Origin of the sequence: Embleya hyalina, from assembly GCF_003967355.1 — a bacterium.
Lineage (GTDB): Bacteria > Actinomycetota > Actinomycetes > Streptomycetales > Streptomycetaceae > Embleya > Embleya hyalina.
This window is the reverse complement of the sequence record NZ_BIFH01000040.1, coordinates 15370-41884: the sequence shown is the minus strand read 5'-3', so window position 1 is coordinate 41884 and position 26515 is coordinate 15370. Positions and strand designations below refer to the sequence as shown.

17 protein-coding genes are annotated in these 26515 nt (G+C 73.9%); 10 read left to right on the top strand and 7 right to left on the bottom strand.

The window, feature by feature from the left end; translation table 11 throughout:
* Positions 1-67 precede the first annotated feature (67 nt).
* The 3 genes from EMA17_RS40415 to EMA17_RS40405 all read right to left on the bottom strand — a co-directional run bounded on the left by EMA17_RS40415 (position 68) and on the right by EMA17_RS40405 (position 9264).
* Positions 68-6103 (bottom strand): type I polyketide synthase, encoded by a 6036-nt coding sequence (locus EMA17_RS40415; protein ID WP_126642222.1) that lies wholly within the window; start codon positions 6101-6103, stop codon positions 68-70.
* Positions 6104-6604: 501 nt separating this feature from the next.
* Positions 6605-7540, bottom strand: coding sequence for an ROK family protein (locus tag EMA17_RS40410; RefSeq protein WP_246127210.1), 936 nt, complete (start codon positions 7538-7540; stop codon positions 6605-6607).
* A gap of 188 nt (positions 7541-7728) precedes the next feature.
* Positions 7729-9264: an APC family permease gene (locus tag EMA17_RS40405; protein ID WP_126642220.1), complete on the bottom strand. Its 1536-nt coding sequence runs from the start codon at positions 9262-9264 to the stop codon at positions 7729-7731.
* 227 nt (positions 9265-9491) lie between these two features.
* Between EMA17_RS40405 and EMA17_RS40400 the strand changes: the two genes are divergently transcribed.
* Positions 9492-10730 carry an ROK family transcriptional regulator gene (locus tag EMA17_RS40400; RefSeq protein WP_126642219.1) on the top strand — a complete coding sequence of 413 codons (1239 nt, stop codon included), beginning with the start codon at positions 9492-9494 and terminating at the stop codon, positions 10728-10730.
* A 12-nt stretch (positions 10731-10742) separates the two neighbouring features.
* Here the strand turns inward: EMA17_RS40400 and EMA17_RS56160 are convergent, their stop codons facing one another.
* Entirely contained in the window at positions 10743-11495 is a 753-nt protein-coding gene (locus EMA17_RS56160) for a winged helix-turn-helix transcriptional regulator (protein WP_160161738.1), read from the bottom strand.
* 159 nt (positions 11496-11654) lie between these two features.
* Between EMA17_RS56160 and EMA17_RS40390 the strand changes: the two genes are divergently transcribed.
* From EMA17_RS40390 to EMA17_RS40355, 8 genes are all read left to right on the top strand, one after another.
* The gene (locus EMA17_RS40390; protein WP_126642218.1) at positions 11655-12566 is read left to right on the top strand and encodes an NAD(P)-dependent oxidoreductase; all 912 of its coding nucleotides are present in this window, start codon (positions 11655-11657) and stop codon (positions 12564-12566) included.
* A gap of 346 nt (positions 12567-12912) precedes the next feature.
* Positions 12913-13335, top strand: coding sequence for a hypothetical protein (locus EMA17_RS40385; protein WP_126642217.1), 423 nt, complete (start codon positions 12913-12915; stop codon positions 13333-13335).
* A complete protein-coding gene (locus EMA17_RS40380) occupies positions 13332-14846 on the top strand; it encodes a class I adenylate-forming enzyme family protein (RefSeq protein WP_126642216.1) in 1515 nt (504 codons plus the stop codon). The genes EMA17_RS40385 and EMA17_RS40380 overlap by 4 nt, the downstream gene beginning before the upstream one ends.
* On the top strand, positions 14843-18217 hold the full coding sequence (locus EMA17_RS54725; protein ID WP_246127209.1) for a non-ribosomal peptide synthetase: 3375 nt from the start codon (positions 14843-14845) through the stop codon (positions 18215-18217). Before EMA17_RS40380 ends, EMA17_RS54725 begins: the two co-directional genes overlap by 4 nt.
* Positions 18217-18450 carry an MbtH family protein gene (locus EMA17_RS40370; RefSeq protein WP_126642215.1) on the top strand — a complete coding sequence of 78 codons (234 nt, stop codon included), beginning with the start codon at positions 18217-18219 and terminating at the stop codon, positions 18448-18450. The genes EMA17_RS54725 and EMA17_RS40370 overlap by 1 nt, the downstream gene beginning before the upstream one ends.
* Positions 18447-18713 carry an acyl carrier protein gene (locus EMA17_RS40365; protein ID WP_126642214.1) on the top strand — a complete coding sequence of 89 codons (267 nt, stop codon included), beginning with the start codon at positions 18447-18449 and terminating at the stop codon, positions 18711-18713. The genes EMA17_RS40370 and EMA17_RS40365 overlap by 4 nt, the downstream gene beginning before the upstream one ends.
* Positions 18706-20169, top strand: a complete 1464-nt coding sequence (locus tag EMA17_RS40360) for a condensation domain-containing protein (RefSeq protein ID WP_126642213.1) — start codon at positions 18706-18708, stop codon at positions 20167-20169. Before EMA17_RS40365 ends, EMA17_RS40360 begins: the two co-directional genes overlap by 8 nt.
* Positions 20166-22070 carry a N,N-dimethylformamidase beta subunit family domain-containing protein gene (locus EMA17_RS40355; protein ID WP_174861509.1) on the top strand — a complete coding sequence of 635 codons (1905 nt, stop codon included), beginning with the start codon at positions 20166-20168 and terminating at the stop codon, positions 22068-22070. Before EMA17_RS40360 ends, EMA17_RS40355 begins: the two co-directional genes overlap by 4 nt.
* A gap of 4 nt (positions 22071-22074) precedes the next feature.
* Here EMA17_RS40355 and EMA17_RS40350 read toward each other — a convergent pair whose 3' ends face one another.
* A complete protein-coding gene (locus EMA17_RS40350) occupies positions 22075-22599 on the bottom strand; it encodes a cupin domain-containing protein (protein WP_126642212.1) in 525 nt (174 codons plus the stop codon).
* Positions 22600-22818: 219 nt separating this feature from the next.
* Between EMA17_RS40350 and EMA17_RS40345 the strand changes: the two genes are divergently transcribed.
* A complete protein-coding gene (locus EMA17_RS40345; protein ID WP_126642211.1) occupies positions 22819-23442 on the top strand; it encodes a dihydrofolate reductase family protein in 624 nt (207 codons plus the stop codon).
* 549 nt (positions 23443-23991) lie between these two features.
* Here EMA17_RS40345 and glsA read toward each other — a convergent pair.
* Positions 23992-25353 carry a glutaminase A gene (gene glsA, locus EMA17_RS40340; protein WP_371863117.1) on the bottom strand — a complete coding sequence of 454 codons (1362 nt, stop codon included), beginning with the start codon at positions 25351-25353 and terminating at the stop codon, positions 23992-23994.
* A 106-nt stretch (positions 25354-25459) separates the two neighbouring features.
* On the bottom strand, positions 25460-26491 hold the full coding sequence (locus EMA17_RS40335) for a LysR family transcriptional regulator (protein ID WP_126642209.1): 1032 nt from the start codon (positions 26489-26491) through the stop codon (positions 25460-25462).
* Between the last annotated feature and the right edge of the window lie 24 nt (positions 26492-26515).

Below are 26515 nucleotides of genomic sequence, written 5' to 3'. Positions count from 1 at the left end.
GGCCGCACGACGCCGGGCGCCGGCGGTGCGGTGGTGGGACGGGCGGACGGGGTGCGTACGGGGGTGGTCACCGATCCGCCGCGTCGAACGGGAGCCGGAGCAGCCAGGATTCGACCGCCGCGACCACCGGTCCGGCATCCGCGTCGAGCACCGAGAAGTGGTCGCCGGGCACGTCGACGCGGGTGTGCGGGAGCACCCAGTCGGCGGCTCCGGCGAGCGGTCGTTCGGCCCGAAGCAGCAGCGTGGGCGTCCCGATCGGCTCCGGTTGCCGGGCGGTCAGGATGCGGAGGTAGGCGCCGGTCGCGGTGAGCCGGGTCGGGCCGGCGTCGATCGGGTCGGCGGTTCCGGGGCGGGTTCCGGTCCCGGGGTCGGCGTCCGTCCCGAGCCCGGCCGCGGGCGCGGCGAGGATCGTCGGCAGCGCCGCGGCGAGGAGTTCGGGATCCGGTCGGGAGGTGTCGAGCAGGATCACCCCCTCGGCCGGTCGGCCCAGCGCCTCCAGGCGGCCCGCCACCGCGTGGGCGATCAACCCGCCGGAGGAGTGCCCACACAGCACGAACGGCGCCGAACCATCGCGGCGTTCCAGAGCCGCGACGTGTGCCGCGACGAGGGCGTCCAGGTCGCGCGGCAGCGGTTCGCCGGCCAGGAAGCCCGGTTGGGACAGGACGTGGACCGTACGCACGCCGACCCAGTGGGCCGCCAGGCGGGCGTACTCGTGCGGCCCGCTCATCGGCAACACCGAGGGCAGCCACACCAGTTCTGGCCCCGTGCCGCCCCGGGCCCGGGTGCCGCCGATCGAGGCGTGCGCGGACGCGGCGGCCGTGTCGAAGACGGGCCGCAGTCGCGACGCGCTCGCGAGGATGTCCAGGGCGACGGCGGCCTGTCCGTCCGCGCAGGCTCGGCGCACCAACCCGGCCAACCCGTCAGGCAGTTCGGGACTCGCGATGGCGGCCGGGGCGGCGTCGACGAGCCGGGACCGGACGTAGGCGGCGAGCCGGGCCGGTGTGGGGAGGTCGAACACGACTCCGGCGGGGAGCCGGACGCCGAGCAGGTCGGTGAGCCGACGGCGCATGCGGGCCGCGGCGAGCGAGTCGAACCCGTGTTCCTGGAAGGCATGATCGGCCGGGATCTCGTCGGCGTCGGGATATCCGATCACGTCGGCGGCGATCCGCCGGACCAGATCCGACACGGCGATGCGGCCCTCGGCTTCCGGGAGGGCGCGAATACGGTCGGCGATTCCGGCGGTGTCGCCGGCGGCGGGTCGCTCGGGCGCGGCAGGCGACGGGGTGGCGGGCGTCCGGGTGGCGGGCGTCGACCTGTCGGGCAGCCAGTACCGCTCCCGCCGGAACGGGTACGTGGGCAACTCCACCACGTCCCGCGCCCGCCCGGGGCAGACCGACCGCCAATCGACGGACACGCCCTGGACGTACGCGTCGGCCATCGACAGCAGGAACCGGCGCATGCCGCCGTCGCCCCGGCGCAGGCTGCCGACGGCCACCGCGTCCCGCCCGGCCGCCTCCGCGCTCTCGTGCACGGCGTGGGTGAGCAGCGGATGCGGGCTGGGCTCGACGAAGTAGCGATGGCCGTCGGCCAGCAGTTTGCCGACGGTCGTGTCGAACGCGACCGGCCGGCGCAGATTGCGGTACCAGTACTCGGCGTCCATCCTCCGCGTGTCCAACCGCCCGGGGTCGACCGTGGAGTACAGCGGGATGTGCCCGGCGCGCGGGGTGATCCCGGCGAGTTCGGCACGCAGGCGGTGTTCGGCCTCGGCCACGTGCGCCGAGTGCGAGGCGTAGTCGACGGGGAGTCGGGCGACCCGGACGTCCTCGCCCCGCAATTCGGCCAGCAGCGCGTCCACCTCGGGGGCGTCTCCGGCGAGCACCACCGAACGCGGCGCATTGACCGCGGCGATGCTCACCCGGCCGTCCCGAAGCGCGGCGCGGGATCGGAGTTCGTCGGCGGACAGCGCGACGGAGGCCATCGCACCACCCGCGAGTTCGCGAACCACGCGGCCCCGTACGGCGACCACGCGGGCGGCGTCGGCGAGCGACAACGCGCCGCATACGTACGCGGCGGCGACCTCACCCTGGCTGTGCCCGACCACGGCGGCGGGTCGTACGCCGTACGCGCGCCAGAGTTCGGCCAGCGAGACCTGCGTGGCGAACAACACCGCCTGGACGACCTCGACCCCGTCCGCCGGCGGGCCGTCGGCCACACCGCGCAGGACGTCGAGCGGTGACCAGTGCAGGTGTTCGGCCAGGGCCGCGTCGCAGACGGCCATCGAACGGGCGAACTCCGGCGACTCGGAGAGCAGTCCGTCGACCATGCCGGCCCACTGCGACCCCTGGCCGGGGAACACGAACACTGCCTCGCCGACGGGCCCGGCGATCCCGCCGACCAGGTCCGACGTGTCCTCCCCCGCGGCGAACGCGCGCAACGCGGCCCGGTAGGCGGCCGGTTCGTCGGCGACCACGACGGCGCGGTGCTCGAAGCCGGTCCGGGTGCGGGCAAGGGTGTGCCCGACGGCGGCCGGCGTGCGGTCGGCCCGGACGGTGGGGTGATCGGCCACCCGTCCGGCGAGCTCCCGCAGCGCGGCCGGGGTCTTCGCGGACAGGACCCAGGGCACGGGCCGGCCCCCCGGCACGGCGGATCGTGCGGCCGGCGCGTCGTCGGCCTCGTCCGCCTCCGACACCAGTACATGGGCGTTGGTGCCGCTGATCCCGAACGCCGATACACCCGCGATGCGGGGGCGGGCGGACCTCGGCCACGGGATCGCGGCGGTCAGCAGCCGAACCGTGTCGCTCGACCAGTCGACGTGGGGGGTCGGCGCGTCCACGTGGAGCGTGCGGGGCAGTACGCCGTGGCGCAGCGCCAGCACCGTCTTGATCACTCCGGCGATCCCGGCGGCGGCCTGGGTATGGCCCAGGTTCGACTTGATCGAACCCAGCCACAGCGGAGCACCCGCGCGGCGCCGGCCGCCGTAGCCGGCCAGGATCGCGCGGGCCTCGATCGGGTCGCCCAACGGGGTTCCGGTGCCGTGTGCCTCGACCGCGTCCACCTGGTCGGCGCTCAGTCCGGCGTCGGCCAGCGCCCGGCGGATCACCTGCTCCTGGGCGCCGCCGTGGGGCGCGGTCAGCCCGTTGCTCGCGCCGTCCTGGTTGACCGCGGAGCCGCGCAACTCGGCCAGGACGGCATGGCCCAGGCGCCGGGCGTCCGAGCGCCGTTCCAGGATCAGTACACCCGCGCCCTCGGCCCATCCGGCGCCGTCCGCCGCCGCCGCGAACGCCTTGCAGCGGCCGTCGGCGGCCAGCGCCCGCTGCCGGCTGAACTCGACGAACGAACCGGGGCCCGCCATCACGGTCACCCCGCCCACCACGGCCAGCGTGCACTCGCGGCGGCGCAGCGCCTGGCCGGCCAGGTGCAGGGCGACCAGCGACGACGAGCAGGCGGTGTCCACGGTGAGCGCGGGACCGGTCAGGCCCAGTTGGTAGGCGATCCGGCCGGACGCCACGCTCGCGGCGTTGCCGGTGAGCAGCCGTCCGTCGAAGCGCTCCGGGTCCTCGCCGACGCGGGGCGCGTAGTCCGCGGCCATCATGCCGACGTAGACGCCGGTGGGCGTACCGCGCAGGGTCGCGGGATCGATGCCGGCCCGCTCCAACGCCTCCCAGGTGGTTTCCAGGAGCAGCCGCTGCTGCGGATCCATGGCCAGGGCCTCGCCCGGGCCGATGCCGAAGAAGCGGGCGTCGAAGTCGGCCGCGTCGGCGACGAATCCGCCGTGTCGGACGTAGGAGGTGCCCGGGTGGTCGGGGTCGGGGTGGTACAGCCGCGTCGCGTCCCAGCCGCGATCGGCGGGGAATTCGGTGATCGTGTCGCGGCCCTCGTCGAGCACGCGCCACAGGTCGGCCGGGGACACGATCCCGCCGGGGAAGCGGCAGCCCATCCCGACGATCACCAGGGGTTCGTCGTCGTCCCCCGCGGCCGTGCGCGGCACCGCGCGATCGTCGGGTTCCGCCTCGCCGCCGAGGGCGGCCAGGTGTCGGGCCAGCGCGCGCGGGGTCGGGTGGTCGTAGACCACCGTGCTGGGCAGCGGGATCCCGGCCGCTTCCGACAGGCGCAGGGCCAGCCGCACTGCGGCCGCCGAATGCAGGCCGAGCGAGCCGAACGTGGCGTCGGGCGCGACGGGTTCGGCCGGTTCGGCACCGACCGCGTCCGTCGTGAGGTCGACGACCAGGGTGAGCGCGGCGACTGATCGCAACGCCCGGGTCGCCGGGGCGGCCGGGTCGACCGGGTTGGCCGGGTCGGCCCGGTTGGCCGGGTCGGCCCAATCGGCCGGAATGGCTGGGTTAGCCAAGTTAGCCGGGCCCGCCGGGTTGACCGAGTCGGCCGGGTCTGCCGACTCGGCCACTGCCGGAATCACCCCATCCCGATGGGTCGTCCCCCTCCGGCCCACTCCCGTCGCATCCCCCGCACCACCGCCCCGGACGCCGCCGGACGCCGCGTCGGTCCGGCTCGCCAGCAGTTCCGCCAGCCGACCGCGCGCGATCTTGCCGGTCGGGGTGACCGGCACCTCGTCGACCACGATCAACACCAACGGCCACTTGTACTCGGCGACTTCCCGACGGGCCAGGTGCGCCCGGATCCCCTCCAGGTCGATCGTCGCGCCCGGGCGCAACGCGGCGACCACGCACGGGTATTCGCCCAACCTGGCGTCCGGGCGCGCGCCGATCGCGACGCCGGCGAACTGCGGCAGCTCGTCGAGCACCGCCTCGACCTCGGCGGCGCCGAACTTCAGCCCGCCGACGTTGATCGACTCGGCGTGCCGGCCGTGGAAGACCACGGTGCCGTCCTCGGCGAGCGCGGCCCGATCGCCGGTGCGCAACCAGCCGTCGGCGGTCATCGCCGCGCGGGTGAGTTCCGGGTCGCCCAGGTAGCCCCGGAACAAATGCGGTCCCCGGTACTGGAGTTCGCCCACCTCGTCCGGCGCGCACGGCGCGCCGCTCTCGTCCAGCACCCGCACCCGGGCCTCCCGGATCGGGCGACCGATGCTGCGGGCGGCGACCTCGGGGGGATCGTCCGGGAGGGTGTAGGTGCCGGCGCCGAGTTCGGACATGCCCCACTGGACGATCGTGCGGGCGCCGGCGACGCGGCGCAGTTCGTCGACCAGCCGGCCCGGCACCGCGGCACCGCCGGTGCGGACCTCGCGCAGCCGGATCGGCGGGTGGGTCCCGGTCCGGCCCACCACGTCGCGCAGCTGCGCCGGAACCGCGAACAGCACGGTGGCGTCGACCCGGGCGGCCAGGTCGGCGAAGGTCTCGACGTCCCAGGCGGGCAGCAGTGCCTGACGGTGGCCGACCAGCACCGACAGGTGGATCGACAGCAGGCCGAACAGGTGGGTGAACGCGCTCGCGCTGACGATCGTGTCGTCCGCCCGGAACCGCCCCTCCCGGGCCACCGTCGCGGCGTTCGCGAGCAGTCCGGCGTGGCTGTGCAGGCAGAGTTTGGGCCGGGTGGAGGTGGTTCCGGAGGAGGGCAGCAGGACGAACGGCTGCTCCGGGCGTACCGGGATCGGCCGGGGACGGCGGCCGGCATATGCGCGCGACAGCGCCGTCAACGAGCGCACGTCGGGCGTTTCGGTGACCTCACCGGTCACCAACAGGCGGGTGGGGACGGCCAGTCCCGCCGATATTCGGCGCGCGTCGGCGAGTTCGTCGCGACCGCGCCACTCGGCCGGCAGCACCAGGAACCGGGGCGCCACCCGCTCCAGCAACGACCGCAGTTCGCGCGGGCCCAGGGCCAGATGCAGCGGCACCATCACCGCGCCGAGGTCGGCGATCGCGACATGCGCGATCAGGAACTCCCAGGAGTTGGCCAGCCGTACCGCCACGGGGTCGCCCGGGCGCACGCCGAGGTCCTGGAGTCCGGCGGCCAACGCGTGTGATTCGGCCCGCCATTCGCGCCAGGTCCGGGTGTGTTCCCCGTCGGACACGGCGGGTGCGTCGGCCCACGCGGCGGCGGCCTCGGCGAACAGGTCGGGCAGCGTGCGCGGGTCCTCGACCCGGTCGTGCATCGTGTCGTCGATCAGGTAGTCGCCCACCGTGATGGCCATCCGCACCTACCCCCGCACACCGAATGGGCCGCCACATGCCGACCGTTGCGCACACAGGCGGTGACCATGGCGCGCGTATGCGTGTGCATGGTGCGGGTGGGGCGCACATCTTGTCAAGACGAAAGGGTCTTATCGGTCGATCATTTCGATCGGGATGCGAACGCCGACGTGCGGCGGGCGTTGTCGGGAGCCGGCGGAAGTCGCCCGGTATCGGCCGCCATCGGTCACCGGGTGCGGCGAATTCGGAGCGGCCGTTGTCCGGGTGCGGACGAATTCCGACGCGCATATCGCGCGTGCGGCGCACGAATTCGGCGCGGCGTCGAATTCGTGCAGGCGAACGCGGTACCCGTTCCGAATGCGGTCCGGGCGCATTCGGAGCGGGTACCGGGTGGATCGTGCGCGCGCCCGGTACGCTCCCGGCCCGCGTACCGGACTAATCCGATCCGCAATTCTCCTGTCGTTCGGGCCGATTCCGGGCGGGTATCGGGCCGGGGCGAGCCCTCACGGTCGCCCGGCATTCGAGGCCGCCCCGGCGGTGGCCGTGGGCAGGTGCGGCAATTCGGCGGCGAGTGACAGGGCGCCCCGCAGGGACGCGTCCTGGAGGAAGCGGGCCGGGACGACCACCGGCGGGAACGGCACCGCGGTGCGGATGCGGGCACGCAGCGCGGCCAGCACGCGCGGTGCGGAACGCATCAGCCCGCCGGTGATCGCGATGCGTTCCGCGTCGATCGTGATCGCCAGATTGGCGACGTGGACCGCGAGTTCGTCCAGCGCCTCGTCGACCATGGCCCGCACGCGCGGATCCGGGTCCGTGAACAGCGCGGCGGCATCCGCCTCACGGCCGAGCAGTTCGCCGCCACGCCAGCCCAGGCCGCTGCCGGCGGTGTACTCCTCCAACGGCGCGCGTCCGGCGCCGAATCCGATGTCCGCGCGGTCCCGAAGCAGGTAACCGATCTCGCCCGCGGCGCCGTTCGCACCGGCCAGGACCCGCCCGCCGAGCACGATCGCCGCGGCGATCCCGGTGCCGAGGGTGAGCAGGATCGCCGGATCCGCGCCGCGCAGCGCACCCCAGCGGGATTCGGCCAGGGCCGCGGCCTTGCCGTCGTTGCCGACCGCGACCCGCTCGGGCTCCAGGTCGAAACCCTCGGCCAGGGTGGCCGCGAGCGCCAGATCCTGCCAACCGGGCACGTTGGGCGCGAGCAACACCCGGTCGGGCAGCACGATTCCGGGGCTGACCGCGCCCACCGCCGAGCAGTGCCCGCCGGTATCGGCCGCGGTCCGCGCGACCAGGTCGCGCGCCACGTGCATCGCCCGCCGAACCGCCTGCTCGGCGCCCTCGCGTGCGTCGGTGTCCAGCCGCTCGCCGGCCAGCACCGTCCCGTCCGGCCGCGCGGTGGCCACCGCGATCTTGGTGCCGCCGAAGTCGATGCCGCACACGAAGGATTCCCCCGTCCCCGCGCCGGAGCGGGCGAACACCCGCTCCGGCGCGGGAAGGGTGCCGGGTGTACGGAGCGCACCGGCGGCTTCGGTGCCGCCATGCGTTCCGTTCGGTCCGGCCGCGCCGGGTGCGCCGGGAACGCCGAATCCGTCCGCCGTAGCGGGATTCCGATCACCGCCGACCGCCTTCATGCGGGCTCCGCGACGCCGCCGCCGGTCGCACCGGCTCCACCCGGCCCGACCTCGCTCGCCGCCGCCCCGGCCGGCGCCGGCTCGCCGTCGATCCTGCCGTCCATATCCGCCTCGTTCCGGTTCACGTACACCTCGTCGATCTCCCTCGGCCCGAACGGCCAGGTCCGCTCCACCTTCGCCCAGATCAGGAACGCCACGCAGCCCAGCCCCACCCACGCCAGCGCCCACTCGATCGGATGCCGGTCGGGCGAATTCTTGTCCGCGTAGCAGAAGATCGCGATCCAACCGACCAGCGAGACCACGGCCGGCACCGGGTAGAGCCACATCCGGTAGGGCCTGCGCAGCCCGGGCTGCCGGCGGCGCAGCACGATCAGCGCGGCGACCTGGGACACCGCCTGCACGATCACCATCACCGCGGTCAGCAGCACGATGATCGTGTTGAAGTCGGTGTGGTTGCCGATCAGGAAGCCGGCCGCGGTCACCACGCCCATGGTGACCAGCCCCACGGTCGGGAACCGGTGGCGCGGGTGCAGCCGGGCGAAGTGCTTGAAGAACACCCGGTCGCGGGCCGCGTCGTAGGGCACCCGGGAGCCGCCGAGCAGGCCGGCGAACACCGACGCGAAGGCGGTGATCAGGATCAGCACGGTCACCGTCCGCGCCGCGCCCTTGCCCCACGCCTTCTCCAGCACCAGCGAACCGATCGACGAGGAACCGGAGATGGTGTCGGTGTCGGTCACGCCCAGCACGCCGATCTGCATGATCAGGTAGATCCCCATGATGCCCACGATCGAGTAGACGATCGAACGCGGCAGTACCCGGCCGGGGTTCTTGATCTCGGCGCCGAGGTAGGCGGTGGTGTTGTAGCCGAGGTAGTCGTAGATGCCGATGTTGAGACCGCCGACGAAGGCCAACCAGAAGCCGGTGGTGCCCATGTCGAACGCGCCGTCGGGGTAGGTGAAGGCCAGATCGGCGTCGAAGTCGGTGTAGCACGCGATGATCACCGCGCCCACGCTGATCAGCATGACCACCCACATGACGGTGCTGAGCAGCCCGATCGACTCGATCCGGCGCCACAGCAGCAGCACCACGAGCACCACCACGCCGACGCCGACGACGTCGCCCTCGGACTGCGACATCGAGGGCCACAGGTATTGCAGGTACTGCACCATGCCCAGCACGCCGGTGGACATGATCAGCGGGATGAACAGGATGGCCGTCCAGACGAACAGGAACGGCATCAGCCGACCCGTGCGGTACTGGAACGCCTCGCGCAGATAGATGTACGTGCCGCCCGCGCCCGGCATCGCGGCGCCGAGTTCGGCCCAGATCAGGCCGTCGGCGAGGGCGAGCAGCGCGCCGGCGAGGAAGCCGAGGACGGCCTGCGGACCGCCGAAGGTGCCGACCATCAGCGGGATCGTGACGAACGGTCCGATGCCGCACATCTGGCTCATGTTGATCGCGGTCGCCTGGAACAGGCCGATCCGGCGGACGAATCCGCCGTCCGGCGTGGTCGTTCTCGGGCCGGCGCTCATCGTGGACCTCCTGCAGAGGGGTACCCCCGGGGGACTGCCGGGGGTCGGAACGATGGTGCGGAGCAAGGGACTTCGGGCAACGACCGGATGGTCGGGGCCATCGATTTGTTAAGTAAAATTCCTTAACTAATCGCCGTCAAGAGCACCCCGGGATCGAGGCCACATCTTTGCCCTTCCGTGGCGGTTACAGTGGCGCGACCACCCTCGACGCCGCTGACGGAGAGCCGATGACCCCAGGAGGTATCCCGCCGGAACCCGACGCGCCCGCCGTGGCGCACTGGAACCGGGGCGTGCTGCGCAGTCACAACGAGCGCGTACTCCTGGACCGGGTCCGCGCCGCCGCGCCCATCTCGCGCGCCCAATTGGCCCGCGACACCGGCCTGTCCAAGCCGACGGTGTCCACCGCCCTGGAGGCGTTGGAACGTGCGGGGCTGGTGCGCCCGGTGGGTCTGGAGACCGGCGCGCGGGGGCGGGCCGCGCTGCTGTACGAACCCGATCCGACCGCCGGCTACGTGGTGGGCGTCGACGTCGGGCGGTCCTGGATCCGGGTCGCGGTCGCCGACCTGGACGGCCGACTGCTGGCCCGGCAGGACCGGCACAACCGGGCCCGTACCTCGGCCACCATGCTGGCCACCGCCACCGACCTGGCCCGGACCGTGGTCGCCGACGCCGGTCTGGAACCGACCGCCGTCGTGCACACCGTGATCGGCTGCCCGGGTGTGTACGACCGCGCGGCCGACCGGATCCGGTACGCGGTGAACCTGCCCGGGTGGGGTCGCCCGGGCCTGCGCGGCCGAATGGAGGCGGCCCTTGGCACCACCGTGGAGATCGTCAACGACGCCAACCTGGCCGCGCTCGGCGAGTACCACGGCGGCGCCGGGGTGGGTTGCCCGCTGTTCGTGTACGTCACCGTCGGTACCGGCCTGGGCATGGGCATCGTCGCCGACGGGCGGCTGTTCCCGGGCGCGGGCGGCGCCGCGGGCGAGATCGGCTTCCTGCCGCTGTCCCCGCGCCCGTCGGACCGGGTCGGGCACGGGGCGAGCGCCCCGGTACCGCGACGCGGCATGCTGGAGGACGCGGTGTCCGCGGACGCGGTCGTACGCGGCGCGCGGGCGCTGGGGATGACCGGGCCGCTCACCGCGAAGGCCGTCTTCGACGCCGCCCGCCGCGCGGAGGAGCCGGCCGCGAGCGCGGTTCGGCACGAGGCGCAGCGACTCGCCCACGTGGTGGCCTCGGTGGCCGCCGTGCTCGATCCGGAACTGGTGGTCCTCGGCGGCGGGATCGGCGCCAACGCGGACCTGCTGCTCGGCCCGATGACCGCCGAACTGCACGAGTTGACCCCGCTGCGCCCGCGGGTGGCGGCGAGCGTGCTCGGCGAGGAGGCGGTCCTGCTCGGCGCGGTGGCCACGGCCGTCGCCACCGCCCGCGACCGCGTCTTCACCCATCACACGATGGGCCAGGGCTGACCGGGGCCGGACTCATCCCCGGCCGACGACCACCGGTCGTGGTTGCCGGGCCACCTCGCCCAACCGGCCGATCAGGCCGCGCAGCACCTCCGCGTCGTCCCCGCCGACCGCCTGGAGGCGGTCTCGCAACACCCGGACGACCTCCGCCCACGTGCCGTCGGCGAGCCAGCGGCGCCGGCACGCGGCGACCGTCCGCCACGGCCCGAACCGGGGCGGGAGGTCGGACCAGCGCACCCCGGTCCGCATCCGGTACAGCACACCGTCGACGATCCGTCGCAGATCCGGTCCCCGGTCGGCGAAGGGTCCGGACGCGGGCCAGAGCGGCGCGAGCAACGCCCATTCCCGGTCCGTGAGTTCGGTACGGTCGCCGACCACCGACAGGGTGATCAGCCGGTCCGTGTCGGCGCCGTCCCCGGACGCGTCGCCCAGGAGGTTCGCCCGCCCCCACGCACCGAGCGGACCCAGCGCCCGGTTCAGCGACGTGCCCAGCGGGGTGAGCGAATACTCCACCCGCAAAGGCAGTTCGTCGAACTGCTCGCGATGCACGATGCCGTCCAGTTCCAACTCCCGCAGGTGCGAGGCCAGTACCTTCTCGGTGATGCCGGGTACCAACCGGCGCAGCTCGCCGAAGCGGCACGGGTGCTCGTTCAGCGCCCACAGGATGAGCACCTTCCACTTCCCGCCGACCACCCCCATGGCCGCATCGATACCGCAGACGTACGCCCCCGGCCTGCCCCTGCCCCTGTCGCCGCCCGTTCCCGTCATGTCCGTCCTCCGCCCGCTCGTCGCCCGTGCACGTGCCACTCCCGCCGGGTGCGGCCCCGCTCCGGGGCCGCCGGGCGATCCCGGCGACCGGCGTCTCGCGAGTACCCACTTCCAAGTGCGTACTTGCCCGCCCGGACGCCCGTGACCAGCCTAATCGGCATGGAACCCGACACTCGAACGACCGATCCCACCGTGCCCGCAGCCACCCCGAAGACCCCGCTCGCCGTGCTCGGCCTGGGTGCCATGGGCGGCGCTCTGGCCCGCGCCTGGCTCGCCGCCGGACACGCGCCGACCGTCTGGAACCGCACCCCGAGCCGGGCCGAGCCGTTCGCCGCCGCAGGGGCGACCGTCGCCGCGAGCGCCGCCGAGGCGGTGGCCTCGGCCGAGTTGGTCGTGGTGTGCCTGCTCGACCACGCCTCGGTCGAGGAGGCCCTGGCCGGTGTCGACCTCGCCGGTCGGGACCTGGTCGACCTGACCACGACCACCCCCGCCGAGGCCCGCGCCGGCGCCGCCCGGGCCGCCGAGCGCGGGGCCCGTTTCCTGGCCGGCGGGGTGATGGCGATCCCGCCGATGATCGGCGTCCCCGGGGCCGGCGGCTACGTCTTCTACAGCGGCTCCCGGGACGTCTTCGACACCCACGGCGACATCCTCGCCGTACCGGCGGCGGGCCGCTACGTGGGCGCCGACGCCGGTTTCGCCGCGTTGCACGACGTGGCCCTGCTCAGTGCGATGACCGGGATGTTCGCCGGCATCACACACGCCTTCGCACTGGTGCGCGAAGAGGCCGTCGACCCGACCGCCTTCGCCCCGCTGCTCGCCGAGTGGCTGACCGCGATGGCGCCCGCCGCGCACCGCACGGCGGCCCAACTGGCGGCCGACGACTACGTCTCGGGCGTGGCCTCCACGCTCGCGATGCAACTCGCGGGCGCGCCGACCCTCCTGCGCACCGCCGCCGAACAGGGGGTCGATCCCGCACTGCTGCTCCCCTACCTGACCCTGATGGAGCGTCGGGTCGCCGACGGACACGGGAACGAGAGCGGGACGGGGCTGATCGACCTGCTCCGAAGCTGAGCCGAGTCCGGCTCGAATCCACCCCGATTCCCCTTGCACCGACGCCTGTTCGAACACCCCGATCGTTAACACCCGGTTGGTGTCCGGGCCGGTCGGTCCCGTTCCGCTTGATTTGAGGTCTGGACCAATAGTCGGTTTGGTATAGACCATTGACACTGTGTCGATGGCACTCCTAGCGTTGCCGACGCACGCCACGGGGGCGGACTTCGATCGGGCGACGACAGGCCGTCCGACGCGCCGCCGTGCCGCGAGCCGACGGCCGCGTCGGATCGCGGAAACGGGATGAGGGCACCGCCGTTCGGTCGGCGCGTGAGGTCCCTCGGGCGATGGTGGCGAGGGGGTCGACATGGACGACGAGCACACGCTGTCCCGAACCGGGTCCCGGGAGCGGACCGAGTCGACCCGGGCCGCCGGGAACATCCCGTGGTCGGTGCGCCCGTCCGGCCCGCCGGACATCGAGGCGCCACGTGTCGCGTTCGCGGGCGTCGTCGCCCGACACGACGCGCCGCGCACCCGATTCCCCGACGACGGGGGACGCCCCGTCGCCGTGGTGGCACCGCCCGGCCCGGTTCCGATCGAGATCGTGGACCCGGCCGGGCCGAGTGCCGCCACCCCGGCCCGCATACTCGCCGAGCGGGTCGACGCCGGCTTCGACCGGGACGCACCGGAAGCGCCCCCCGACGACGAGGTCGGCGTCCGGGAGCGCGAACGTCGGATCCGGGTCCGGGCCGCCGAGTCGGTGCCCGCCCTCGCGGAGGTGTCGAGATGAGCATCGGAATCCGACCCCGACCGACGGCCGCCGGCCGCCGCGCACCGGAGAGTCTGCCCGCACTGCTCGCGCATCGCGCCGAGATCGAGCCGGACCGACCCGCGATCCTCAGCGGGCGCGAGAAGTTGACGTTCGGCTCCTGGCACTACCGCGCGGACGCGGTCGCCGCCGGGCTGGCCGAGCGCGGCATCGGCGCGGGCGATCGGGTCGCGCTCCTGTACGGCAACGGCGACTGGATCGACTACGCGACCGCGTACCTGGGCGTACAGCGCGCCGGCGCGGTCGCGGTGCCGATGTCGGACCGGCTCGCCCCGGCCGAGGTGCGGCATCTGCTCGCGCACAGCGGCGCCGCGGCAGTGCTGCACCGCGCCGAGTCGGTCCCGCCGGACGCGGGCACCGGCGCGTGGACCGCCCCGGTCGAGGACATCGAGACCTACCCCGTCGGCGCCCTGCCGGCTCCGGCCCCCGGCGATCTCGCGCAGATCCTGTACACCTCCGGAACCACCGGCACCCCCAAGGGAGTCGCCGCGACGCACGCCAACCTGGCCTACGGCTGCACGCTGGACGCGCGCCGCCGCCCGCTCGGCCACTCCACGCACTTCCTGCACGCGTACCCGGTGGGCACCAACGCCGGGCAGACCATGCTGATCAACGCGCTCGACGCGAATGCGACCGCGATCGCCGCCCCGCGCTTCACCCCGGGACACTTCGCCCGCCTGATCGAACGGCACGCGGTGGGCAGCGTGTTCGTGGTGCCGGCGATGGCCGTCGAACTACTCGGCGCGGACCGGGCACACCGCCACGACCTGTCCAGCGTGCGCCTGCTCGGCTCCACCGCCGCCGCCCTGCCGCGCCGGGTCGCGGTGGGCCTGGCCCGGCTGTTCCCCCAGGCACAGATCGTCAACTACTACACCTCCACCGAGGCCGCGCCCGCGCAGACCACGATGTTGTTCGACCCCGAAAACCCCGGCTCGCCGGGCCGACCCGCGTCGTTGCGCGACCTGCGGGTGACCGACGAGCGCGGGCGGGTGTTGCCGGTCGGGGAGACCGGGGAGGTCTGGCTGCGCACCCCGACCACGCCCCGCTCGTACTACGGCGAGAAGGCCGACTCCCGGGTCTTCTCCGGGCGTTGGGTACGCATGGGCGACCTCGGCTATCTGGACGCGGAGGGTTTCCTGTACCTGGTCGACCGCGAGCGGGACGTGATCAAGTCCGGTGCGTACAAGGTCTCCACGTTGCAGGTCGAGGACGCCCTGCACGAGCACCCGGGCGTGCTGGACGCGGCCGCGTTCGGCGTACCGCACCCCGTGCTCGGGATGACCGTCGCGGCCGTCGTGGTACCCCGGGGCGAACTGACCGCGACCGAGCTGCGGGTGTTCCTGATGGAACGGCTCGCCGCCCACGAACTCCCCGGGCACGTGGTGTTCCGGGAATCCCTGCCGCGCAACGAGGGCGGCAAGATCCTCAAGCGCGAGCTGCGCCGGCTCCTGGACGACGAGGTCCGACCATGACTGTGACGAACGATCAGATCCCCTGGAACGATCGTATTCCGCCGAACGATCACCGGGCCCCGACGGCCGGCGGCGTCGACACCGGCGTCGCCCCCGGCCCGGTGCTCGACGCGCTGCCCTTCGCGCCGTTGTCCGCCGCCCAGTTGGGCGTCTGGGTGACCGAACGCACCTTGCCCGCCGGGTCCGCCTACCACCTCTCGGTGCTGCTGCGCTTCGACGGCCCGCTCGACCCGGACGCGCTGGCGCGCGCGTGCGCCGCCACGATCGAGCGGCACCCGATACTGGCCGCGGCGGTCGGCGAGGCCGACGGCACGCCGGGCCTGGTGCCCACGACCCCCGCGCCGATGCGCCGGGTACGGGCCGACGCGGCGGACCTGGAGGCACTGATCCGGGCCGAACTGGGGCGCCCCTTCGACCTGTACGCCGGTCCACTCGCCCGTTTCACCCTGTTCTCCCTCGCGCCGGACCGGCACACGCTCCTGGTGACCGCGCATCACGTGATCTTCGACGGCACGTCCAAGGAGATCGTGGTCGCGGCCCTGGCGCGGGCCTACCGCGCGGCCCGCGAGGGCGGGATCCCGGCGACCCCGACCACGGACGGACACGGAACGGCCGACGTGTTCCGGGCCGGAGCGGCGTCGACCGAATACCCCGCCACCGACACCACCGGCGTCTGGGCCCGGCACCGCGAGGAACCCGGTCGGGCGATCCTGCCGGGGCTGCTGCCCACCACGCGGGCCGGCGGCGAACCGGCGCCGGGCACCACGATCCCGTTCACCCTCGGCCCCGAAACGGTCGACGCACTGCACGAGAGCGCCGTGCGGCTCGGTGTGACCCACTTCGAACTGCTGCTGGCCGCCTGGCACGCGCTGCTGTTCCGCTACGGCAACGCGCGGGTGCGCACCGCGCTGGAACTCACCACCCGCACCCCGGCCGAGGCGCGCCGGGTCGGGCTGCACGTCAACGAGTTGCCGGTCTCCTCCCGGCCGCGCGCCGAACAGGGCTTCGGCACGTTCGCCCGCGAACTGCGCGCCGAACTGCGGGCGATCTACGCCTTCCGCGACGTGCCCTACAGCCACACCGTGCGCGGCCTCGGCCCCAGGACCGCGCTGACCGAACTGACCGTGAGCTATCGACGGCGCACCCGCGTGGTCGAGCCGGTCTTCCCCGGGGTGGAGACCCGGGTCGAGTGGATCGTGCTGCCGCCGACCGCGCGCAACACCGCGCATCTGCAACTGGTCGAGGGCCGGGATCGCATCGACGGCGCGCTGCACGTACCGACGGACGGCTTCGTCCCGGACGCGGCCGCGCGCATCCCGGGCCACTTCGCCACCCTGCTCAACACGGCGCTGGCCGACCCCGAACTGCCGCTCGGCGACCTGCCGCTGCTGTCCGAGCGGGAGCTGGTCCGGGTCCTGCACACCGACAACGCCACCGACACGCCGTATCCGGCGGGGGACACCGTCGTCGAGTCGTTCGCCGCGCGCGCCGCGGCGGCCCCCGACACGGTCGCCGTCGTGTGCTCGGGCCGGTTCCTGACCTACCGCCAGGTGGCCTCGGCCGCCTACGTGTTCGCCGAGCGCCTGCACCGGGCCGGGGTCGGCCAGGGCGACCTGGTGGCGATCGAACTGCCGCGCACCGGCGAACAGGTCGCCGCCGTCCTCGGCGTGCTCGCCTCGGGCGCCGCGTACCTGCCGCTCGACCCGGGCCATCCGGCCGAACGGCTGGCCTTCATCCGGTCGGACGCGCGTGTGGCGGCGATCGTGCGGAACACGGGTGCGCCGGCGAGCGACGGTCCGGGCAGCCCCGGTGCGCACGCCACGGCCCCTCGCGTTCCGGACATACCCGCGGAGCCGACCCGGGTCCACCCCGTCACCCCCGCCGAACCGATCGTCCCGGACGCTCCGGCCGATCCGGCCCGGCTCCGCCTCGTCGCCCCCGCCGAACCGCTCGTCCTGGCCGCCCCCGACCTGAACGGGCCCGACCTGTTCGGTGCCGAACCCGGTCGGGTCCGGCCGCCCACCGGGCCCGCGCCGAGCGATCCGGCGTACGTGATCTACACGTCCGGCTCGACCGGGCGGCCCAAGGGCGTCCAGATCCCGCACCTCGCGCTGGCCAACCTGCTCGCGAGCATGCGCGACCGGCTCGGCGCCGGTCCCGGCGACCGCTGGCTCGGATTGACCTCGCTGTCCTTCGACATCTCCACGGTCGAACTCCTGCTGCCGCTGACCACCGGTGCCCGGGTGGTACTGGTCCCCGACGATCGGCACCGGGACGGACACGCCCAACTGGCCCTGTTGGAGCGGCACGCCGTCTCGCACGTCCAGGCCACCCCGAGCGGCTGGCGGGTGCTGCTCGCGGCCGGCCTGCACCGTCCGGGACTGACCGCGATCACCGGCGGCGAAGCCCTGCCCGCCCCACTGGCCGCCGAACTACGCGGCGTGGTGGGCCGGTTGGTCAACGTGTACGGACCCACCGAGACGACGGTGTGGTCCACCTACGCCGAGGTCGACTCCGCGGCCGCGCCCGGCATCGGCCGGCCCCTGGCCAACACCCGCGCGTACGTGCTCGACGGCCGGCTGCATCCGGTCCCCGAGGGCCTGGTGGGCGAGTTGTTCCTGGGCGGGGACGGCGTCGCGCACGGCTACCCGGGCCTCCCGGGGCTGACCGCCGAGCGCTTCGTGGCCGACCCGTTCGGGCCGCCCGGCGCCCGCCTGTACCGCACGGGCGATCTGGTCCGGCACGCGCCCGACGGCGGCCTGGACTACGTCGGGCGTACCGACGCCCAGGTCAAGCTGCGCGGACACCGGATCGAACTCGGCGAGATCGAGAGCCGGCTCGCCGCACACCCCGGGATCGCCCAGGCGGCGATCCGACTGCTCGACCCGGACGGCGAACACGCCCGCCTGGTCGGCTACCTCGTCCCCGAGCCCGGACGACCCCCCGTCGCCCCCGGCGAATTGCGCGCCTTCCTCGCCCGCACCCTGCCGAGCGCCATGGTGCCCACCGGCTTCCTGGCCCTGGACGCCTTCCCGCTGACCCCCAACGGCAAGCTGGACCGGGCCCGTCTGCCCGAACCGGCACCCACCCGGCCCGAACCGATCGACCCCACCGACGCGTTCCGCGCGGTCGTCGGCCCGGCCGACGACCTCACCGAGGCCGTGCGCACGATCTGGGCCGAGGTGTTGCGCCTGGACGACATCGGCGTGGACGAGGACCTGTTCGACCTCGGCGGCCACTCGCTCACCATCACCCGGATCGCCGCCCGGATCCGCAAACGCCTCGGCGTCGAGGTCCCGCTCGACGTCTTCTTCGACACCCCCACCGTCGGCGGCGTGACCGACGCCGTCCGCGACCTCCAGGAGCCGTGATGCACGACGATCCCGAACCCCTCGACCCCGAGACCGACCAGGAGACCTACCGCGTGGTCGTCAACGACGAGGAACAACACTCGTTGTGGCCGCTGCGCACCGACCCGCCCGCCGGCTGGGTGCCCACCGGGTTCGTCGGCACCCGCGAGGAGTGCACGGCGCACATCGACCGGGTCTGGCCCGACATCCGGCCGTTGAGCCTGCGTCGGCGACTGGCCGGGGACGCGGCATGAGGGCGGACCCGCTGCGCGAACGGGTGGCCACGCTGATCGCCGACGTGAGCGGGGGCGAGGTGAGCGCGCACGAGGTGTTGGAATCGACCGGCCCGCTGACCGCGTCCGGCGTGAGTTCGTTGACCTTCCTGCGCCTGATCGACGCCCTGGAGGGCGAGTTCGACGTGTTCTTCGACCTGGACGCCGACCTGGACTTCGTCGAGGACCTGGACTCGCTGGTGGCACACCTGACCCGACACGGCGTGGCGGTGGGCGATGGTTGAGGACGAGTCGGCGAGAGCCCGGGTCGCGGCCCGGACACCGGTCGCGGCCCCCTACGAGGTGCCCGCACCCTTCGCGGTCTCCGCCGACGACCCGGTCCGGGCGCCGCTGACGTGGGGTCAGCGGGCCATCTGGCAGGCCATCCGGCGCACCGCGCCCAGCGACCACTACTTCAACATGACCCGCGTATTACCGATCGCCGACCGCGGACACCCGGTGGACGTGACCCGGGCGAGCGCCGCGCTCGGCCGGCTGATGGAGCGTCACGACGCGTTGCGCACCCGGCTCGTGCCCGCCGACGGCGAGCCCCTACAGGCCCGCCATTCGGTGGGCACGCTGCCGGTGGAGGTGTTCGAGGCGGCGCTGATCGAGGACGCGGACACGGTCGCCGCGGCGGTGGCCGAACGTCTGGGCGCCACCCGCTTCGACTACTTCGACGCCTGGCCGATCCGGGTCGGCCTGGTGGTGCACGGCGGCCGGGTCCGCTACATCGCACTGGCCCTGTGTCACGTGGCCACCGACGGGCACGGCGTCGAAGTCCTGGTCCGCGACCTGCGGTTGCTGATCCGTCGCGGATCGGCGGGCGGCCCGGCGGCGGGTGCGCCACTGGACCTGGCCCACGAGCAGTCCACGACCACCGGCCTGCGCCGGGGCGAATCGGCGCTCGCGCACTGGGAGACGCACTATCGGCGGATCGCCCCGACGGTGTTCGCGGACGTGGTCGCCGAGCCGGCGGCGCCGCGCTTTCGCACCGTGCGCCTGGTCTCCCCCGCCCTGGCCCGCGCCGCCGACGCGGTCGCGCTGCGCCATCGGGTCAGCCCGTCCGCGGTGTTGCTCGCGGGCGCGGCCGTGTTGGCGGCGCGCGCGGGCGGCCGGGACACCGCGGTGATGCTGCCGATCGTCGCCAACCGTTTCCGGGCGGACAGCCGCGATTTGGTCACCACACTGTCCCAGGAAGGGCTGTTCGTGCTCGACCTGGACCTCGACGCGCGCTTCACCGACCTGCTTCCCGCCGCGTGGCGGGCGTCGCTGCGGGCGTATCGCAGCGCGGGCTACGACCCCGACCGGTGGAACGCGCTGATGTCCAGGATCACCGCCGAACGCGGCACGCCCATCCGGCCGTTCTGCTGCTTCAACGACATGCGCCTGGTGGACCGGCCGCCGGAGCCGGGCCCCGAGCCGACCGCCGCCGAACTGGACGTGGCGCGCACCCGAAGTCGGGTGGAACCGGCGGGCGGGCACGAGTTCATCGCCTGCCGGTACTGCCTGCACGTGGTCGCCGAGGGCGACGCGCTGGTGGTCAGCGTCACCGGCGACACCGCCTATCTGCCCGTACACGCGCTGGAGGCGCACCTGGTCGCGCTGGAGGATCTGCTGGTGCGCGCGGCCGCCGGGCGGGAGGTGCCGATCGGCGCGCTGACCGGCTTCGCGGAGCGGGTGGCGGAGCCGGTCGCGTGAGCGTCCTGGCGTATGCCGGTGCCACGTCCGTCACGGCGGGCGACCGGCTGCGCTTCCATCTGGCCTCGACCGACGGCGGCCCGGTGCGCGGCGAGGTCACGATCATCGACGCGACCACCGACCACGTCCTGGCCCGGTCCCGAGTGATCGGCGAACACTGGGAGTTGCCCGTCCCGTCCGACTGGCCCAGCTCGCTGTACCGGGCCGTGTTCGACGACGGCACACCGCTCGCCGGGGACGAACCCCTGGACCACGAGGCCTGGTTCGTGGTCCGCGCGGCGCGCCCCGGCGCGGCCGCGCCGATCCTGGTGTCGGTGCCGTTCGCCACCTGGCAGGCGTACAACCGCTCCGGCGTGCCCGGCCTGGGGCTGTACTACGCCGAGCAGCCGGACCGGGCCGCCCGGGTCGCGTTCGACCGGCCCGGGGGCGGGCCCCCGCCGGAGCGCTGGGAGGAGGGCCTGCAGCGCTGGTTGCGGGCCACCTGCCGCCCGGTCGAGTTCTGTTCCGGCCTGGATCTGCACGGTGGTGACGAACTCCTGGCGCACTACCGGCTGTTGGTGATCAACGGGCACGACGAGTACTGGTCCCGGGAACAGCGCGACAGCGTCGAGGGATTCGTCCGGCGCGGCGGCAACCTGGCCATCTTCGCCGGGAACACCGCGTGGTGGCAGATGCGCCTGGAGGACGACGGCCGCACCATGGTCTGCCACCGGGACGCGGTCGCCGACCCGATGGCGGCGATCGATCCCGAACGAGTCACCGTGGAGTGGTCCAGCGCGCCGGTGCACCGGCCGGAGAACACGATGACCGGGCTCAGCTTCCGGCGGGGCGCGGGTGCGTGGGGCGAGGGGATGAAGGTGATCCGCGAGGAGGCGTACATCGCCCGGTTCACCGACCACTGGGTGTTCGCCGGCACCGGCCTCGCGGACGGCGACAAGTTCGCCCAGGGCGCGCTCGGCTACGAGACGGACGCGGCCGAACTGGACTGGAGCACGGGCGTCCCGCGCACCACCGGCCGCGACGGCACCCCGCCGTCGTTCGTCGTGCTCGCCACCGCCGACCTGCGGCACTGGGCGCGCTACGGGCAGGGTGGCGACGCGGTGATGGGCACGTTCCGGCTCGGCGCGGGCACGGTGTTCAACGCCGGCACCATCAACTGGGGCAGTGCGCTGGCCGATCCGGTGGTCGACCGGGTCACCCGCAACGTGCTGGACCGGCTCGGCGCCGCCACGCGACCGCAGTGGGAGGTGATCGGCCCCGCCGCGGACATCCACGCGCTCACCGCCTGCGAGGACGTGCTGTTCGCGGTGGACACCGAGGGAGCGCTGATCTGCCGCGACACCGGCGGGCAGAACCTGCCCTGGCGGACGATCGGCGCCGCGCCGACGGTACGCGCCCTGGCCGCGGCGCGGGAGGCGGCCGGTCCGCTGCCGCTGGAGGTGTACGCGGTCGGCGGGCACGATCGGCTGCTGCGCCGGCCGCCGGTGACCCGGGCCGCGCCGTGGACTCCGGTCGCCCGACTGCCCGAGGGCACCCTCGCGCTGGCGCTGTGCGACGGCGGCGTCTTCGCGGTGGACGCCGCCGACACGCTGCACCACGTGTACGCGACCGAGTTGCCCGCCGACCCCGAGGCGCCCGCGCCCTGGCGCGTGCTCGGCCCGGCGGGCGGCACGATCGCGCTCGCCGCGATGAACGGCCGGCTGTACGCCGCCGACGGCGCCGGCCGGCTGTGCACCCGGCTGCCGATCGTGGGGCCGGCCGCGTTCGTCCCGCTGCCCGGCGAATCGGCCCCGGCCGACGCCTGTCGCACGCTGGCCGGCCACGCCGGGAGCCTGATCGTCACCGCCCCGGGCTCCCGGATCCACCGCCGCTCCGCGGTACCGCCGCCGACGAGGGGCTGAGCGCCTACCCGCCGAGGTCGACCCAGTGGTTGTCGTGGCGGAGGAAGAACCGGGCGCGTTCCTTGTCGGTGAGGTGTTCCAGCTCGGGGATGCCCTCGAAGTAGGCCTCGCGGGGCGCCCCCGGGGCGAACTGGAGCAGCATCGACGCCGGCTCGCCGGATTCGTTCCGGAACGCGTGCAGGCCGCCGACCGGGACGTACAGGAAGTCCCCGGCTTTGGCGTCGCGCCAGTCCCGGCCGTCGAACAGCCGGATCGTGCCGGAGAGCACGAAGAACGACTCGGAGATGGTCCGGTGGAAGTGGGTGCCGGGCCCGCTGGGCGCCGCGTGCATGTCGACCCGGTACAGGCCGTACTCGCCGTCGGTGGCATCGGTGGTGGCCAGGTAGTGGTAGGTCGCACCGGCGGTGATCAGCTCGGGCGGGTGCTCGGCGGGGCGGAACCGGGCGTTGACCTCGCCGGAGTCGCCTCGGTAGCGGGTCTCGGGGTAACCGAGGCTCTGCGGATCGTCGGGGACGTCGGGGAAGGACATCGCGGGCTCCTCGTCGGACGTGACGCACGTTCGTGACGTGTGTGGTTGTGACGTGTGTGGTCGTGACGCATGCGGGCGGATCCGGGCGGGAATCGTCGGAGATCGATCGAGGACCGGCTTCCGGGGGCTCCCGGACCGATGAGTTTCCGGTGGACGCGCGGTCGAAGCATGTGTCGGCTCGAAAACCACCGGACCACCACCGCGACGAAGGGCGGCGCCATGAAGATCACCCTCACCACCTTCCTCACCATCGACGGGGTCTACCAGGCCCCGGGCGGCCCGGAGGAGGACCGCGGCGGCGGCTTCGAACAGGGCGGCTGGTCGGTGCCCTACGGGGACGACGACTTCGGCCGGTTCATGGTCGGGGTGATCGGCCGCGCCGAGGCGTTCCTGCTCGGGCGTCGGACGTACGACATCTTCGCGTCCTACTGGCCCGCGATCACCGACCCGGCCGATCCGATCGCCGGGCCGCTGAACACCCTGCCCAAGTACGTGCCCACCAACACCCTCACGTCGGCCGACTGGAACAACACCCGACTGCTGCACGGCGACCTGGCGAAGGAGGTCGGCGCGCTCCGGAAGCAGGACGGCGGCGAACTCCAGATCCACGGCAGCGGCGCGCTCGCCGGGGCGCTGCTGCGGCTCGGCCTGATCGACACGATGCACCTGCTGACCTTCCCGGTCGCCCTCGGCGCGGGCAAGCGCCTGTTCGAGCCGGGTGTCCTGCCGACCGCGTTCGCGCTCACCGGCTCGGAGGTCACCGGGAAGGGCGTGGTGATCACCTCCTACGAGCGCCGGGGCGCACCCGCCTACGGCAGCTACGAGCGTCCCGAGCAGGGGTAGCCGAACGCCCGGGAGCACACACCGACGGTGCGTCCGACGCCCACGGGGGGCGTCGGCCGCGCCGTACGGGTCGCGGGGGCGGGGGCGCGGTCCGGGGCCGGAGCCGGAGCGGAGGCGGGGTCCGGAGCAGGGGCGGGGCGGGGTCCGGCCGGAGATATCGGCTCGGGCGTCCCGCTCCCCGCGCGGGCGCGGAAGTCCGGTCTCGGGAGTCATGGCCGGGGTTCGGTGTCCTCGGCCGGGACTCGCGAGTTCCCGGGCCCACGACGCTCCCGACTCAGACCTCCCGGATGAGACCGATCGAGTTGTCGTCGGCCTCCTCGACGTCCCGGAGCGACTGCGCGCCGGCCTCGACCAGGGACGCGAAGGGGGGCCGGCCGGCGATCCGGTCCGGGTCCGGGTCCGGGTCGAGGCTTTCGCCCTTGCGGGTGCGGGACCGTTGTTGGTCCGTCGGGGGGTGCCCCGCGCCGGCGGAGGAGGGTAACCGCTCCGGTGAAGTCTTTCGGGGCCGTACGGAGCGGCACGATGCCGGGCGACCGGGCAGCGGCGTGGCTATCCGGTCGGCTCGCTCGTCGTCGCCAGCAGCCGGTCCTCGCCCCACGCGACGGCCTCCTCCCGGCCGGCGAACGCCGTCCACGGCGCCGGCCCGTCGCCGATCGGGTCGAGCAGCGGTTCCCGGGCGGCGATGGCGATCTCGTGGCCGGCGGCGACCAGGTCGGCCAGCGCGGCGCCCAGCATCGCGGCCGAGCCGAGCGCGATCCGGGTGACCCGGTCCAGGTCGAGCACGATCCACCCGGGCGGGCTCGGCGCGGACTGGCGCAGCGCGTGCAGCAGATGCTCCGTCTCGGTGAACTCCAACGCCCCCTGCGCGCGGATGACCACGACACGATGCCCCTCGCGGTCCAGGACGGCCCGCTGCGCGGGTGTGCGGGCCCGGTAGGACGGGTGGTCGAGCGTGGTGGTGACCTCGGTGACGGTCGCGATGTGCCGACCGGGCTGGTGCATCAGGTGCAGCGCGAAGCGCTCGGACAACTCGGTCAGCGCGAGCACGCCCCGTACGGGGTTGCCGGCCCGGTCCAGCGGCGGGCTGTGTACCGCGATGCCGAACCGCGCCGGGCTGCACGCGATCAGGCCGCCGGACACCCCGCTCTTGGCGGGCAGCCCCACCCGCAACAGCCATTCGCCCGCGCCGTCGTACATCCCGCAGGTCGCCATCACCGCCAACGCCCGCACCGCCACCGGCTCCTCGATCACCCGGTCGCCGGTGACGGGGTTGACGCCGCCGTTGGCCAGCGTGGCCGCCATCACCGCCAGATCGGCCACCCGGACTTGGATCGAGCACTGGCGGAAGTAGGTGCGTACGGTCTCGTCCACATCGCCGGCCAACGAACCCGCACCGCGCATCAGGTAGGCCAGCGCCCGATTGCGGTCCCCGGTCGCCGCCTCGGAGCGGTAGACGTCCTCGTCGACGTCCAGCGATCGGCCCGCGAAGGCGGACAGGCACGCGCGGATGCGCTCGAAGCGGTCCCGTGCGTCGGCGGCCGGAACCAGCGAGGTGGTGACGATCGCCCCCGCGTTGACCATCGGGTTCGCCGGTCGGCCGGTGCCCGGCTCCAGGCTGATCGCGTTGAACGCCTCTCCGCTGGGCTCGGCGCCGACCCGGCGGGCCACCTCGGTCGGGCCGAGTGCGGACACGGCGAGCGCGTATACGAACGGCTTGGACACCGACTGGATGCTGAACAGGTCGTCGGTGTCGCCGGCGTGGTAGCAGTTGCCGGACATGCTGACCAGCGCGAGTCCGAACGTACGGGGGTCGGCCGAGGCCAACTGCGGGATGTAGTCGGCGACTTCGCCGTCCGCGAGCGAACTCAGCCGGTCGTGCAGTTCGGCCAGGGAAGCGGTCACCGGATCCATGGCGACCATCCTTCGGCCGTGCGGAGCGCAGCGCTGTCCGGCATCGTCCTGCTCCCATCCGTCGACCGGCCGGGCCGGCGAGCGGGCATGGGCCGATGCACTGTCGTCACGTAGCGTGACGGTCGGTTTTCGAGCGTAGTCGGCGCACGATCGACGCGCTCGTCGGTGGGGCGGGAACTGGGCCGGGGGAGGGGTGCGGGTGGGCTCGACCCCGCGACGAGCCTGCCCGGATCGGCGGGCCGGCACCGGCCCGCTCGCCGGACGCCGCCGCGTACAGCACCTCGCGCAGCCCGGGCAGCGTCTCGCGGTCGGGGCGCCAGACCAGGCGCAGGGTGAGGTCGGGGGTGTCCAGCGGAAGCCGGACCAGGGTGCCCGCGGCGAGTTGATCGGCGACCGCGAAGTGCGGCAACAGCGCTACACCGAGGCCCTGTTCGGCCCAGGCCCGGGTGACCGCGACACCGCCGGCCCGGACCCGCTCCACCTCGGCACCCAGCAACCGATCGCCGGCCAGCCGGAACGAGCAGGCCGATGCCCCGTTGACCAGCAGCCGATCCTCGCGCAGGTCGGCGTCGGTGATCCGGTCCCGGCCGCCCAGCGCATGCCCCGGCGCGGCGACCAGCGCCAGCGCGACGGGTTCCAGGTCGACGAACGCCAGCGCGGCCGACGGTGGTTCGAACCCCAGTTCGGCCAACCGGGCGCCGGTGTCCAGGAGCAGCGCCGCGTCCAGCCGACCGGCCACCACGGCGGCCAGGAGTCCGCTCCGATCGGTGTCCGAGACCACCCGGACCCGCAGATCGGGCCGACGGGCGGCGAGCCGGCCGAGCACCGAGGGCACGTGGGTCACGGCGATGCTCTCCAACGCCCCCAGCCGCAGCAGCGGCGCCGCGGCGGCCACCTCGCGGCGGGCCTGCTCGGCCTGGTCGAGCAGCCGGTGCGCCCATTCCCGCATACGCTCCCCGGCGGCGGTCGGTGTCATGCCCCGGGGGCCTCGGTCGAACAGGAGTACGCCGACGGATTTCTCCAGGACCCGGATCTGCTCGGAGACCGACGACGGCGCGATGTCGAGCGCGTTGGCGGCCGCGGTGACCGTGCCGAACCGGGCGACCGCCTCGAAGGTGCGGAGCTGGCGAAGTTCCATGGCCGCGCAACCTCCTTCGAGCAT

Bases quoted from the DNA above. Each gene is read 5' to 3' on its own strand.
- EMA17_RS40405 (WP_126642220.1), bottom strand. From the start codon at position 9,264: ATGAGCGCCGGCCCGAGAACGACCACGCCGGACGGCGGATTCGTCCGC.
- glsA (WP_371863117.1), bottom strand. From the start codon at position 25,353: ATGGATCCGGTGACCGCTTCCCTGGCCGAACTGCACGACCGGCTGAGT.
- EMA17_RS40390 (WP_126642218.1), top strand. From the start codon at position 11,655: ATGGAACCCGACACTCGAACGACCGATCCCACCGTGCCCGCAGCCACC.
- EMA17_RS40370 (WP_126642215.1), top strand. From the start codon at position 18,217: ATGCACGACGATCCCGAACCCCTCGACCCCGAGACCGACCAGGAGACC.
- EMA17_RS40350 (WP_126642212.1), bottom strand. From the start codon at position 22,599: ATGTCCTTCCCCGACGTCCCCGACGATCCGCAGAGCCTCGGTTACCCC.
- EMA17_RS56160 (WP_160161738.1), bottom strand. From the start codon at position 11,495: ATGACGGGAACGGGCGGCGACAGGGGCAGGGGCAGGCCGGGGGCGTAC.
- EMA17_RS40365 (WP_126642214.1), top strand. From the start codon at position 18,447: ATGAGGGCGGACCCGCTGCGCGAACGGGTGGCCACGCTGATCGCCGAC.
- EMA17_RS40380 (WP_126642216.1), top strand. From the start codon at position 13,332: ATGAGCATCGGAATCCGACCCCGACCGACGGCCGCCGGCCGCCGCGCA.
- EMA17_RS40400 (WP_126642219.1), top strand. From the start codon at position 9,492: ATGACCCCAGGAGGTATCCCGCCGGAACCCGACGCGCCCGCCGTGGCG.
- EMA17_RS40335 (WP_126642209.1), bottom strand. From the start codon at position 26,491: ATGGAACTTCGCCAGCTCCGCACCTTCGAGGCGGTCGCCCGGTTCGGC.
- EMA17_RS40385 (WP_126642217.1), top strand. From the start codon at position 12,913: ATGGACGACGAGCACACGCTGTCCCGAACCGGGTCCCGGGAGCGGACC.
- EMA17_RS40345 (WP_126642211.1), top strand. From the start codon at position 22,819: ATGAAGATCACCCTCACCACCTTCCTCACCATCGACGGGGTCTACCAG.
- EMA17_RS54725 (WP_246127209.1), top strand. From the start codon at position 14,843: ATGACTGTGACGAACGATCAGATCCCCTGGAACGATCGTATTCCGCCG.
- EMA17_RS40360 (WP_126642213.1), top strand. From the start codon at position 18,706: ATGGTTGAGGACGAGTCGGCGAGAGCCCGGGTCGCGGCCCGGACACCG.
- EMA17_RS40415 (WP_126642222.1), bottom strand. From the start codon at position 6,103: ATGGCCATCACGGTGGGCGACTACCTGATCGACGACACGATGCACGAC.